This is a genomic window from Gordonia sp. ALPHA1B1, assembly GCF_005502615.1.
GTDB lineage: Bacteria > Actinomycetota > Actinomycetes > Mycobacteriales > Mycobacteriaceae > Gordonia > Gordonia hongkongensis.
The window spans coordinates 189490-201325 of record NZ_SCOC01000004.1; the positions used below are offsets into that span (position 1 = coordinate 189490).

General features: G+C 69.3%; 13 protein-coding genes and 1 tRNA gene. 5 read left to right on the forward strand and 9 right to left on the reverse strand.

Features of this window, described 5'->3' with window-relative positions; all coding sequences use genetic code 11:
* Positions 1-135 precede the first annotated feature (135 nt).
* A complete protein-coding gene (locus FFS52_RS04300) occupies positions 136-1977 on the reverse strand; it encodes a hypothetical protein (RefSeq protein WP_137808947.1) in 1842 nt (613 codons plus the stop codon).
* Between the two features lie 98 nt (positions 1978-2075).
* On the opposite strand from FFS52_RS04300, the gene FFS52_RS04305 reads away from it, so the two are divergent.
* Both FFS52_RS04305 and pgi read left to right on the forward strand, forming a co-directional pair.
* Positions 2076-2435 carry a chorismate mutase gene (locus tag FFS52_RS04305; RefSeq protein WP_033203695.1) on the forward strand — a complete coding sequence of 120 codons (360 nt, stop codon included), beginning with the start codon at positions 2076-2078 and terminating at the stop codon, positions 2433-2435.
* Positions 2436-2539: 104 nt separating this feature from the next.
* Positions 2540-4237 (forward strand): glucose-6-phosphate isomerase, encoded by a 1698-nt coding sequence (gene pgi, locus FFS52_RS04310; protein ID WP_137808948.1) that lies wholly within the window; start codon positions 2540-2542, stop codon positions 4235-4237.
* Between the two features lie 2 nt (positions 4238-4239).
* On the opposite strand, the gene FFS52_RS04315 is transcribed toward pgi, so the two are convergent.
* The 4 genes from FFS52_RS04315 to FFS52_RS04330 form a co-directional block, all read right to left on the reverse strand.
* Positions 4240-4773 carry a hypothetical protein gene (locus FFS52_RS04315; RefSeq protein WP_137808949.1) on the reverse strand — a complete coding sequence of 178 codons (534 nt, stop codon included), beginning with the start codon at positions 4771-4773 and terminating at the stop codon, positions 4240-4242.
* A 19-nt stretch (positions 4774-4792) separates the two neighbouring features.
* Positions 4793-5320: a hypothetical protein gene (locus FFS52_RS04320; RefSeq protein WP_137808950.1), complete on the reverse strand. Its 528-nt coding sequence runs from the start codon at positions 5318-5320 to the stop codon at positions 4793-4795.
* A 61-nt stretch (positions 5321-5381) separates the two neighbouring features.
* Complete coding sequence (locus FFS52_RS04325; RefSeq protein ID WP_058251550.1) at positions 5382-6125, reverse strand: SDR family oxidoreductase; 744 nt, start codon at positions 6123-6125, stop codon at positions 5382-5384.
* Between the two features lie 53 nt (positions 6126-6178).
* On the reverse strand, positions 6179-7069 hold the full coding sequence (locus FFS52_RS04330) for a DNA-formamidopyrimidine glycosylase family protein (RefSeq protein WP_058251551.1): 891 nt from the start codon (positions 7067-7069) through the stop codon (positions 6179-6181).
* 25 nt (positions 7070-7094) lie between these two features.
* Between FFS52_RS04330 and FFS52_RS04335 the strand changes: the two genes are divergently transcribed.
* Both FFS52_RS04335 and FFS52_RS04340 read left to right on the forward strand, forming a co-directional pair.
* A complete protein-coding gene (locus FFS52_RS04335; RefSeq protein WP_058251552.1) occupies positions 7095-7835 on the forward strand; it encodes a 3'(2'),5'-bisphosphate nucleotidase CysQ in 741 nt (246 codons plus the stop codon).
* A 9-nt stretch (positions 7836-7844) separates the two neighbouring features.
* The gene (locus FFS52_RS04340; RefSeq protein ID WP_137808951.1) at positions 7845-8594 is read left to right on the forward strand and encodes an ABC transporter permease; all 750 of its coding nucleotides are present in this window, start codon (positions 7845-7847) and stop codon (positions 8592-8594) included.
* Between the two features lie 88 nt (positions 8595-8682).
* Here the strand turns inward: FFS52_RS04340 and cobF are convergent, their stop codons facing one another.
* Genes cobF through FFS52_RS04355 form a run of 3 tightly spaced genes read right to left on the reverse strand, consistent with a single transcriptional unit; the run spans position 8683 to position 10502 of the window.
* Positions 8683-9444: a precorrin-6A synthase (deacetylating) gene (gene cobF / locus FFS52_RS04345; RefSeq protein ID WP_137808952.1), complete on the reverse strand. Its 762-nt coding sequence runs from the start codon at positions 9442-9444 to the stop codon at positions 8683-8685.
* Positions 9445-9446: 2 nt separating this feature from the next.
* Positions 9447-10256, reverse strand: coding sequence for an SDR family oxidoreductase (locus tag FFS52_RS04350; protein WP_068972458.1), 810 nt, complete (start codon positions 10254-10256; stop codon positions 9447-9449).
* Between the two features lie 30 nt (positions 10257-10286).
* On the reverse strand, positions 10287-10502 hold the full coding sequence (locus FFS52_RS04355; RefSeq protein WP_137808953.1) for a hypothetical protein: 216 nt from the start codon (positions 10500-10502) through the stop codon (positions 10287-10289).
* 82 nt (positions 10503-10584) lie between these two features.
* On the opposite strand from FFS52_RS04355, the gene FFS52_RS04360 reads away from it, so the two are divergent.
* On the forward strand, positions 10585-11547 hold the full coding sequence (locus FFS52_RS04360) for a helix-turn-helix domain-containing protein (protein WP_068972456.1): 963 nt from the start codon (positions 10585-10587) through the stop codon (positions 11545-11547).
* Between the two features lie 45 nt (positions 11548-11592).
* On the opposite strand, the gene FFS52_RS04365 is transcribed toward FFS52_RS04360, so the two are convergent.
* Positions 11593-11668 (reverse strand) — tRNA-Arg (locus tag FFS52_RS04365).
* Between the last annotated feature and the right edge of the window lie 168 nt (positions 11669-11836).

Sequence of the window (11836 nt, forward strand, 5' to 3'; positions counted from 1 at the left end):
CCGGTGGAGCGATCGGTGGTCTGGCAAGGCGGAGGAGGGAGGGATAGCGGAGCTATCGCGACCGACGACAACGCAGCCAGGCGCCGATCGAGCGCCGGAGACCAGTCGCTTATTTCCGAGACACACCACTAAAACTCAGCCGCCGGCGAAGCGCGCCTCGGCGGCCTCGCCCACCCGGCCGGCGCCGGTGTGCAGCCGCAGCCCCGGCGTCAGGGGCCGCAGGTCGACGTGGTCGCCGCCACCGTTGATCCGGACATACACCGACCCCAGGCCCGCCCGGACCGGTGCCCGGACCGCTTCCCCGTCCGCGAGCGCGATCTCGATCTCGCCGTCCCGGGTCGCGCAGTAGCTGAGCGCGATCGTCCAGGGCCAGGAGAAGAGCGGACCGTCGAGTCGCAGTCGGGTGGGTCCGTCGACCTCCGGGGTCCGGCAGGTCCCCGCCCCCGCGTAGATGGTGCGACGCTGGGTCACGCCGCCGGGCACGAGATTTCCCGCGGTGTCGAGCACGAACAACCGGTCGGTGGCCACCCCGAAGTCGGGCCGGGCCTCCACGCGGCCGAAGATGCGGCTGATCTGGTTGTCGGGGTAGACGAAGGGTTGCAGGATCTCCAGGGGCACGGACTGGTCGAGCATGGTCACGCCGCCCGGCCCCTGCGTCGCCGCGTCGTGCAGCGATGCGGTCGCGGTCTCGAGGTAGTCGCCGGTCGGGTTGTCCCGCCACGACGACGAGAACGAGACCAGCGACACCAGCGCGGACACCACGACGAGCGCACCGACGACGGACGCGAACGCGGGCAGCGCGGCCGACCGCTCCTCATCTCGCCCGGCCGCGGCGTCGGACGTGCGCGCATGCCGTCCGCCCACCTCGGTGGTCCGGGCCGGCGCGGCGCACAGCAGGGCCAGAGCGATGGTGAACACCAGCGCCGTGTCCGGGAGATAGCGCATGTGCTGGGCGAGTTCGATCGCCGTCTGCGGGCTCGACCGGTTCCACATCACCGGGATCTGGGCGGCCACGGCGTAGATCAGCGCGCACACGACGATCGCCGCGCCGCCGCGTCTGCGGGCCACCGCCCACCAGGTCACCGCGACCAGCACCAGCCAGCCGCCGACGATCATCCACATCTGCGGGAAGCCGGTCGGCGGACTCGGCGTCCACCGCTCCCATTCCCACGGCCCGCCGACGAGCGACGGCACGATCGCATCGGTCACCGACCGCCAGACCAGGCGCGCGGTCTGCGCCACCGAATGCTCACCCGACGTCGGGTCGGTGGTGACGAAGTACACCGCCACCCACGACGCGGCGACGACGGTCAGCGCCAGCCACAACTCCCGGGCGGACCGCAGCGTCACCGTCGTCGCGCGGGGGCCGCCGTTCGCGAGGACCGCGGCCACCAGCGCCACCGGGAGGATGAACAACGACTTCTCGAAGAACGCCAGCGCAATCAGGAAGACGATCGTCGAGCGGACCCACACCAGCCGGCGTCGCGCGTCGTCGACGTCACCGCGCGCGAGGCGGACCGCGTCGGCGACGATCCACGCCATCGCCGCCTGTAGGGGCAGGGTGTTGAGGCCGGCCGCCCACCAGGCGAAGCCGGGCACCGTCATCGGACTGAACAGATAGAACGCGAGCGCGACGAGTGCGCCGATGCGGGCGCGCGGCGCGATGACCCGCACCATCCGCCACACCGCCACCGACGCGATCGCCTGCATCACCACGAGCATCAGCGCCGGCAGCACCCAGTTCAGCGGCGCCAGCCACGTGGCCACCCCGGCGAGCAGGAACGCCGCCGGCATGAAGTGCCCGTCGTGACTGTGGCCCAGGTACTCCCAGGACAGGATCGGGTTCGACGACGCGCGTGCCACGAGGACCAGATCGTCCCAGTAGAAGTTGCCCGTCGCGACGAGCCAGCCGCGGATGATCAGCTGACCCACGATCAGGGACAGGGCGACGAGGGACACCATCCGCGCGTTGGGCATGCGCTCCAGTTTCCATGTGCCGCGAGCGGCGTCGTGGTCGGGTCGGGTGACTCGGCCGCATGCGGGTCGTCGCGGGGCGTCGTGGCAAAATCGGGCGCGTGACCGACCGCAGCCCCAGCCCCGGCGCTCAGGACCCCCGCCCGTCCGGCGGCACGTCGTTCGAGCACTCGATCGACCTCGACAAGTACGAGCTCTCGTCCGAGGTCGGCGACCTGCCCGACGACATCGACCAGCTGCGGCTCGAGATCGACCGGCTCGACGCCGTGATCCTCGCCGCGATCAAGCGCAGGTCGGCGGTGTCGAAGAAGATCGGTGCCGCACGCATGGCCTCCGGCGGCCCTCGCCTGGTCCACAGCCGCGAGGTGAAGGTGCTCGAGCGCTTCCAGGATCTCGGCCAGGAGGGGCACACCCTCGCGATGCTGCTGCTGCGTCTGGGGCGAGGGCCACTGGGCCGCTGACCTGTCGGCCCCGGGACACCGACGACGCGGTGATCCGGTGACGCCTGCGCGCCACGTGTGACGACCGTCGCGGGCACGACGCCGAGCACATAAGGTTGGTGGTCATGAGCACCCAGGCACCTGGCAGCGACTTCACCGGCACCGACCACGGCGACATCACCGCGACGCAGTCCTGGCAGGCGCTCGCGGCTCATCAGCCGCATGTGTACGCCATGCACCTGCGTGAGGTGTTCGCGATCGATCCCACGCGCGGGCGCGAACTCACCGTCGACGTCGGCGATCTGCACATCGACTACTCGAAACACCGGGTGCTGCGCGAGACGCTCGAACTCCTGATGAGCCTGGCCCGCGAGGTCGGTCTTGAGGAGATCCGCGACGACATGTTCGCCGGCGCCCACATCAACACCTCCGAGGACCGCGCCGTCCTGCACACCGCGTTGCGCCTGCCGGCCGATGCGACACTGACCGTCGACGGCCAGGACGTCGTCGCCGACGTACACGAGGTCCTCACCCGGATGGGCGAGTTCACCGACCGCCTCCGCAGCGGAGAGTGGAAGGGCCACACCGGAAAACCCATCACCGACGTTGTCAACATCGGCATCGGCGGCTCCGACCTCGGTCCGGTGATGGTCTATCAGGCGCTACGGCACTACGTCGACGCCGGGATCCGCTGCCACTTCGTCTCCAACGTCGACCCCGCGGACCTGGTCGGCACCCTCGCCGACCTCGACGCCGAGACGACACTGTTCATCATCGCCTCGAAGACCTTCACCACTCTCGAGACACTCACCAACGCCGCCGTCGCACGCACCTGGCTCCTGCAGGCGCTCGACGCCGACTCCGACGCCGTGGCAAAGCATTTCGTCGCCGTCAGCACCAACGCCGCCGAAGTGGCCGAGTTCGGCATCGACACCGACAACATGTTCGGCTTCTGGGACTGGGTCGGCGGCCGGTACTCGGTCGACTCCGCGATCGGGCTGTCGGTGATGGCCGCGATCGGCAAGGAACGCTTCGCCGAGTTCCTCGACGGCTTCCACCGGGTCGACGAGCACTTCCGCACCCAGCCCCTCGAACGCAATGCGCCGGTCATCCTCGGCCTGATCGGCCTCTGGTACAACAACTTCTGGGATGTCGGCGTTCGCGCGGTGCTCCCGTACAGCAACGACATGGCCCGCTTCGCCGCCTACCTGCAGCAGCTGACGATGGAATCCAACGGCAAGTCGGTCACCGCCGGCGGCCACCACGTCACCACCGACACCGGCGAGATCTTCTGGGGCGAACCGGGAACCAACGGCCAGCACGCCTTCTACCAACTGCTGCACCAGGGCACACGGATGGTGCCCGCGGACTTCATCGGCTTCGCCGAACCCACCGACGACCTGCCGACCGCTCCCGACGGCTCAGGTTCCATGCACGACCTGCTGATGAGCAACTACTTCGCCCAGACCAAGGTGCTCGCCTTCGGCAAGACCGCCGACGAGATCGCCGCCGAGGGCGTGCCCGCACATGTCGTGGCCCACAAGGTGATGCCGGGCAACCGCCCCACCACCTCGATCCTCGCCCCGCAGCTCACCCCCTCGGTGATCGGCCAGCTCGTGGCGCTCTACGAGCACCAGGTCTTCGTCGAAGGCGCCATCTGGGGCATCAACCCCTTCGACCAGTGGGGCGTCGAACTCGGCAAGACCCAGGCCAAGGAACTGCTCGGCACCCTCATCCAGTCGGAAGCGCCTGACACACACGACGATTCGTCGACCGACGCCCTCGTCACGTGGTACCGGGAGCGACGGGGCCGCGCGGTCTGAGGCTAGGTCCAGTACTCCTCGTCGAAGACCGCATCGGGAATCTCGTCCCCGGGTTCGACGCCGAGCGACTGGATGCGGCCCATGATCGCGGCCGCCGTCGCCACGTAGGTGACGAGATCGGTTGGCTCGACGTATCGTTCGGCGGGATCACCGCCGAGGAATTCATACAGGGCGGGTGGCACGCAGGCACCCATGTCCAGGGCGCGGGTACCGGTCGCCTCCCGCCACGCATCGAAGCTCGCCACGTCGACGGCCTCGGCGACTTCACCGGTCCGGACGGCCTCGGACACCTCGTCGACGGTGGCCAGCTCACCCGAGGTCCCGCTCGACGGGTCGAAGCCGAGAACCGTGTCGGCGGCGGTGGTCTCGTCGTCGGAGAGGGTGAAGTAGACGATGCCCCGCCAGTCGGAGCCCAAGGCCGCGATGTCCGTGCGGTCGAAGATCTCGCCGAGCAGTTCGCCGACCTGATCCCGCTGTCGAGCGCCGAACACCTGAAACGCGCCAGAGGCCACCATTTGTCCCTGCTTGTTCGCCACGACGGCCACCTTACGCAGGTCAGTCGTCGATACCCAGGACGACCACGTGACCCGTCGTCAGCGACAGGTACACCGTCGCGCGCCACTCCGGTGACGAAAACGCACGGTCGAGGGCGGGCCCGCCGAGAAAGCCGCCGGGCGGCACCAGGTCGCGCAACGCGCCCGCCACCGAGTCAGGCGGGGCCACCGGGTCGGCGCCGTACCGCCCCGCCCACTCTGCCGCGCGCTCGGTACCAACGTGCACGACCGCGTCGAACCAGTACGTGGATGGTCCAGGAACTCTGTCCGATGAGTCGTCCCCGAGAGTGCCGGCCGCCCAGCCCTCGACCCCCGACCCCAGCAGGAGCGGGAACCGTCTCATCACCGGCCGTTCGTCGCGCTGTGGTCCGGCGGTCACGATCTTGGTCGACGCCGGCGCCGACGTCGACACCGAGGGGATCGGGTCACGATCGACCGGTACCGACGGAGCACAACCAGCGAGCAAGCCGAACCCCGCAACACCTGCCACGGCGACAGCCGTCAGCCGCGGCAATCGGTGAACAGGCATCCCGTGACGGTAGCCCGCGGGTCGAACGCGAAACATCGGCTGTCTGAACGAATCACAGAAGTCAGACCAGTCGGCGGCTGACCGACGCCGGCAGGAACTTCAGCGCGGCCGCGATGGGTGTCCAGGGCCACGCGGGCACCGGGGCCCAGTCCTTCTCCGCCTCGATCGCCTTGACCAGCGCGTCGACGCCCTTGTCGGTCTCGACCATCAGGGACGTCTTCACGCCCCGGTTGATATCGGTCTCGATGTAACCCGGCGCGACCACCGACACCGTGATCGGCGACGACGCGAACTCGGCCTGGAGTCCCTGCCCCAGCGCCGTCAGCCCGGCTTTCGACGCCGAATAGGCGGCCTGCGCCTTGGGCATGCCGCGAACACCCGAGATGGAGCTGATCAGCACGAGGTGCCCGGCGTTCTGCGCGCGGAAGATCTCCAGCGCCGCCTCGGCCTGGGCCAGCGCGCCGACGAGATTGGTCTGCACCGTCTCGATGTTCGCGGCGGCCTTGCCGGTGCCGAGGGGTGCGCCCTTGCCGAGTCCGGCGTTGACGATGACCCGGTCGAGACCGCCCAGACCGTCGGCCAGCCTCCCGAAGACCTCGGGGACGGCGTCCACGTCGGTGACGTCGAGCGTCGCGACCTCGACCTGTGCGGCGGTGGGCCGCAGTTCGCCGGCCAGCGCGTCCAGCTTCTCGCGGCGGCGCGCCGCGAGGGCGAGCGAACGTCCCTGGGCGGCGAATCGTCGGGCCATGCCTTCCCCGAGCCCCGAACTCGCACCCGTGATGAGAATCCTCTGCCGTGTCGTCACGAGGACCAGGCTACCGGCCGGTAAGTTCTGCCTTCCCGGTCGCCCGGCGCGACCTACTTCAGCAACCGCGACATCCGACGGTCCGCCAGCACCTTCCCGCCCGTCTGGCACGTGGCGCAGTACTGGAAGGACCGGTCCGCGAACGAAACCTCGCGGACGATGTCGCCGCACACCGGACACGGCAGGCCGGTGCGGGCGTGCACGCGCAGACCAGTGCGCTTCTCGGACTTCAGCCGCGCGACGGCCTGCCCCTCCAGACGCCCGGTCGCGTCGGTGAGCACGCCGCGCATGGCGTCGTAGAGTGTCGCGACCTGGTCGGCCTTCAGTGTTTTCGACGACGCGAACGGCGACAGGCGTGCAGTGTGCAGGATCTCGTCGGAGTAGGCGTTGCCGATCCCGGCGATGGTGTGCTGGTCGGTGAGCACGTTCTTGATCCGGCCGGTGGTGCCGGCGAGGATCTCGGCGAACTGTTCGGACGTCAGCTCGAGCGCGTCGGGTCCCAGACCGGCGATCCGTTCGACGTCGGCGAGGTCGCGGACCAGCCACACCGCGAGTCGTTTCTGCGTCCCGGCCTCGGTGACGTCGAACCCCTCACCGGGTAGACCGCAGTGCACGCGCAGGGCGATCGGACTCTTCCCGCCCGGCCGCAGGGGTTTGGGCGACAGGTCCTCGCTCCACCGCACCCAGCCCGCCCGCGACAGATGGATGACCAGCTGCAGCAACGGCTCTGACGCAGTGGCCGCCGAGCCGGGAATGGTACGGATGACCAGGTACTTCCCCACCCGGCCGACGGATTCGACGATCCGGTCCATCAGCGCCGTGTAGGGCGGGTCCGCGGTCTTCAGCACTGACAACGACGCGACGTCGACCCGGCGGATCGGGAGTCCGGCCGCACGGCCGTCGACGTAGTCGGCGATGGCGGCCACCTCTGGGAGCTCAGGCATGCCACCAGTGTGCTCTAGTTGTGGGATGAACTCCCGACTTTCCGACGCCGAGCTGGCCGCCCGGATCGCGCAGGGAGCCGGCGAAGTACTCCTCGGAATCCGTTCGGGCGACCTGCTCGGCGGCGCGATGCTCGGCGATGTGGGCGATGCGCTTGCGCAGGCGTGGATCTCGACGGTGCTCCGCAAACACCGGCCACGCGATGCGGTGTTGTCCGAGGAAGCCGCCGACGTCGGCGACCGGGCCACCGCGTCGCGCGTGTGGATCATCGACCCCCTGGACGGCACAAGGGAATTCGCCGGCGGCTCGTCGGACTGGGCCGTACACGTCGCGCTGACCGAGAGCGGGATCGTCACCGAGGCGTCGGTGTCGCTGCCCGCGACGGGTGAACTGTTCCGTTCCGACACCGTCGCGGAGACCACCGGCGAACTGACCCGGCGTCTCGTCACCTCCCGGTGGGGCGGCTCGTATGAGACCAGTTACGTGGCGAACCGACTGGGTCTGCAGATGGTGCCGGTCGGTTCGGCCGGCGCGAAGGCGATGGCCGTCGTCCGCGGCGATGCCGATGCCTATGTCCACGCCGGCGGTCAGTACGAGTGGGACAACGCGGCGCCGGTGGGGGTCGCGCTGGCGGCCGGACTGCACTGCAGTCGCCTCGACGGGTCGGAGATCGTGTACAACAACCGGCATCCGTACATGCCGGACTTCGTCATCTGCCGCAGCGAGATCCGCGAGGAGATGCTCGGCGCGCTGCGTCAGATCTGGTGAACTGAACCGGTGAACGGCATCGGCGACGCGGTGGTGCGCATCGGGCCTGCACTGGTGGTGGCCGTCGTACTGCTGGCCGTGGTCGCCGTGCTGGTGAACCGTCGGAGCGGATTGGCCCGGGAGACCGTCGTCGCCACGCTCCGGGCCGGCGCGCAACTCGCGGCGCTGGCTGCCGTGCTCGCCGCCGTCATCCCCCACCTGTGGGCCTCGGCGCTGTTCGTCGCGGTGATGGCGACCGCCGCGTCCTGGACCTCGGCCCGACGCGTGCGCCCGGGGGGTCCCCGCCTGGCGGGAACCGCGTGGTGTGCCGGGCCGGTGGCGGCGCCGACGATCGCGATTGTGACCGCTCTGGTGGCAGTCGGTGTGCTTCCCGCTCGCGGCATCGCCGTGATCCCCACTGCCGGCATCATGCTCGGCGGCGCGATGGTCACCGCCTCGCTCGCCGGACGCCGGGCGCATGACGAGCTGTCGGTCCGCCGCGGCGAGGTGGAAGCCGCGCTGTCGCTCGGCTTCGACCCGCGGGACGCTCGGATGGAGATCGCCGGCCCGCCCTCGGCGACCGCGCTCGTCCCTGGCCTCGATCAGACGAAATCGGTGGGACTCGTCACGATCCCCGGCGCGTTCGTCGGCATGGTCCTCGGCGGGGCGTCGGTGTGGGCGGCCGCGGCGATGCAGATGTTCGTGCTGATCGCCTTGCTCGCCGTGAATTCCATCGCGATGCTCGTGACGGTGGAACTGGTGGCGCGCGAGCACCTGTGACACAACCCCGCTCCCTAATTCCAGAGAAGCGACCCCCATTGCTCCCTGAGGTGCGAGGAGCGTTAGCGACGAGCCACGAAGGGTCCGGCTAGCGGCGACTCTTCCGCAGCAGATAGATGTCCATGATCCAGCCGATCCGGTCCCGGGCCTCGGCGCGCGCTTCGACGATCCGGTCCGTCACCTCACCGACCTCGCCGCTGATCAGGATCTCGTCCTCGGTACCGACGTAGGCGCCCCACCAGATGTGATCGTCCGGGTCGGCGGTGTGCCGGAAGGTGAGGTCGGCGTCGAGCATCACGATCTGATTCGCGTCGGCGCCCGCGGGCGTCTCCGCGAGGCGTCGGCCCGTGGTCGTGTGGATCGGTTCGCCGACGCGATTGGCGACGATGCCGTGGGCCGCCGTGAGCGCGCTCGCGCTGGTCACGCCGGGGATGACTTCGACAGCGAGTTCGAGGTCGTCGCGGGCGGCGAGATCGTCGACGATCCGCAGCGTGCTGTCGTAGAGGGCGGGGTCGCCCCAGACGAGGAAAGCGGCCACCCCCCCGTCGCCGACCTCGTCGCGCAGTGCGCCGGCGATCAGCTCGGCGCGCGCGGCGTGCCAGCGCCGGACCTCGGCGTCGTAGTCCGCCGGCTCCCGGTCGCGTGGCGGATCGGGGATCTCCACCAGCGAATGCCCCTGGCGCGCATGCTCGTCGAGGATGGCGCGGCGTGCGTCGAGCAGGCCGCTCTTCGCCGTGCCCTTCTCCAGCGCGAGGAAGGCATCGACGTCGGCCATCGCGTCGATCGCCTGCAGCGTGATCTGACGCGGTCCGCCGGGCCCGATCCCGATGACTCGCAAGGTGAGTCGCACGGTCAGATCTTCACCTTCGGGAGTCCGTGCTTGCGCGCGGTCATGTCCAGGATCAGCTGTCGCGGCGCGAGCCGCCGGAGCAGGAAGACCACCCCCGCCTGATTGCCCTTGGCGTAGAACGGCTTCGGATGCTCAGCCAGGGCGGCGTCGACGATCTGGGTGGCCATGCTCGCCGCACTGATGCCCGCGTCCTCGTTGCGCCGGGTGGCGGCGGCGAGCGTCTCGTACTCGGCGCGATAGGGCGAGTCGTCGCCGATGTGAATGCTGCGGCGATCACCGATGCCGGTGGCGATCGTGCCGGGTTCGACACTGATCATCCGTATCCCGTACGGCGCCAACTCGCGTCGCGACGCGAGCGCGAAGGCCTTCAGCGCCGACTTGGTCGCGGCGTAATTGGACCGGAAGGCGACCGGGAAGCTGGACAACATCGACCCGACCATCACGACCGTGCCCCGGCGCCGGAGACGCATGCCGGGCAACACCGCCTTGGTCAGCGCGATCGGCCCGAAGACGTTGACCCGGAACAGATCTTCGACGGCCGCCATCGAGGTGTCCTCGAGCGCACCGGCCTGGGACTCGCCGGCGTTGTTGATCAGGATGTCCACGTCGCCGACGAGGGCCGCGCAGGACTCGGCGGATTCGTAGTCGGCGTTGTCGAGCCGGACGTAGGTGACGCCCTGGATCGGGTTGCGTACGGAATCCGGATTGCGGGTGGTGCCGTAGACGCGGTGTCCCCTCGCGACGAACTGGCGGGCGACCTCGGCCCCGATGCCACTGGTCGCGCCGGTCACGAGGACAGTCTGTGAACTCACGCCCGCAACGGTAGCGCAGCGGCCGACGGGTCAGATGAGCTTGTCGTAGCGGCGGGTGAGGATGCTCAGTTCTGCTGCCACACGCTCGGTGTCGGGACCGTAGGGCCGGTCGGGGGTGCGACCGAGCCAGTCGACCAGACGTTGGACGGGCGTGCGGCATCCCGCGGGCGTGCGTCGCTGGACGTAGGTGAGGGCCGCGGCAGACAGCGTGAGCAGGACGGCGAGAACGACGAATGCAGTGATCATGGCAGTTATCCTTCGCTCACATCGATTCCGCCACCAGTGGCAGCATAGCCAATGTTCGCAAATTATCTGCCATACTGGTCAGGTGCTGCATTCGGTTGGTGTCCTCCTGTACGGACACGTCGCGCTCTTCGAATTCGGTGTCGTGCACGAGGTGTTCGGCCTCGACCGCACCGACGACGACGTCCCCGCCTTCGACTTCCGGGTCGCCACACCGGATCCCGACACCGCGCTGGCCGTCGGCAACGGGGTGTCGATCCAGGTGTCGCACACCCTGGACGAGTGCCGCGACGTCGATCTCGTCGTCATCCCCGGCGGAAGCATCAGCGGTGACTACCCCGTCGAGATCCTGGACACCATCCGTGCGGTCGTCGACAACGGCGGACGTGTCCTCACCGTCTGCTCGGGCGCGTTCGTCGCCGGCGCGGCCGGACTCCTCGACGGCCGTCGGTGCACCACCCACTGGCGCTACGGCGACCATCTCGCGCGCATGTTCCCCCAGGCGCAGGTCGACACCGACGTCCTCTTCGTCGACGACGGACCCGTGACCACGAGCGCCGGCACAGCCGCCGGGATCGACGCGTCGTTGCATCTGGTCCGCGAATCCTGGGGACCGGCCGTCGCCAACCGCATCGCGCGGCGCATGGTCGTGCCGCCACACCGCGACGGCGGACAACGCCAGTTCGTCGAGGCCCCGATGCCGGCGTGCACCGACGAGGGCTTCGGGTCGCTCTTGGCCTGGATGACGGCCAACCTCGACCGCGACATCAGCATCGACGACATGGCGTCCCGGATGCACATGTCCGGACGTACCTTTGCGCGTCGCTTCGTCGACGAGGTCGGCATCTCTCCTCGCCGCTGGCTGACCGAACAGCGAGTGCTGTCGGCGAAGAACCTGCTCGAGACGACCACCGCCAGCGTCGACGAGGTGGCACGCCAGGTCGGCTTCACGTCGGCGACGCTGCTGCGACACCATTTCGCCGCGAGTGTCGGCGTCTCGCCCCTCGTCTACCGCCGGCGGTTCGCGAAATCCGGCGTGAGTTCGTAGGCCGAAACCCCGCGAGACGGCACTCGCGCAGTGGAACGGCCAGACTGGTGCCCTCGGTAGGATTCGAACCTACGACCTACCCTTTAGGAGAGGGTTGCTCTATCCCCTGAGCTACGAAGGCGGACCGCGAAGAGCCCACGGTGGCGCGGCTCCCCGACAGCGGGAGTCTACGCGAGCGACCTCACCCGGCCACACCACACACCTCAGATGGTGAAGATCGTGTAGTTCGCCCCCGTCGCCGGGAACACCCACGACGATGTGTGACGCCCGGCGTCGGAATGCGAGCACC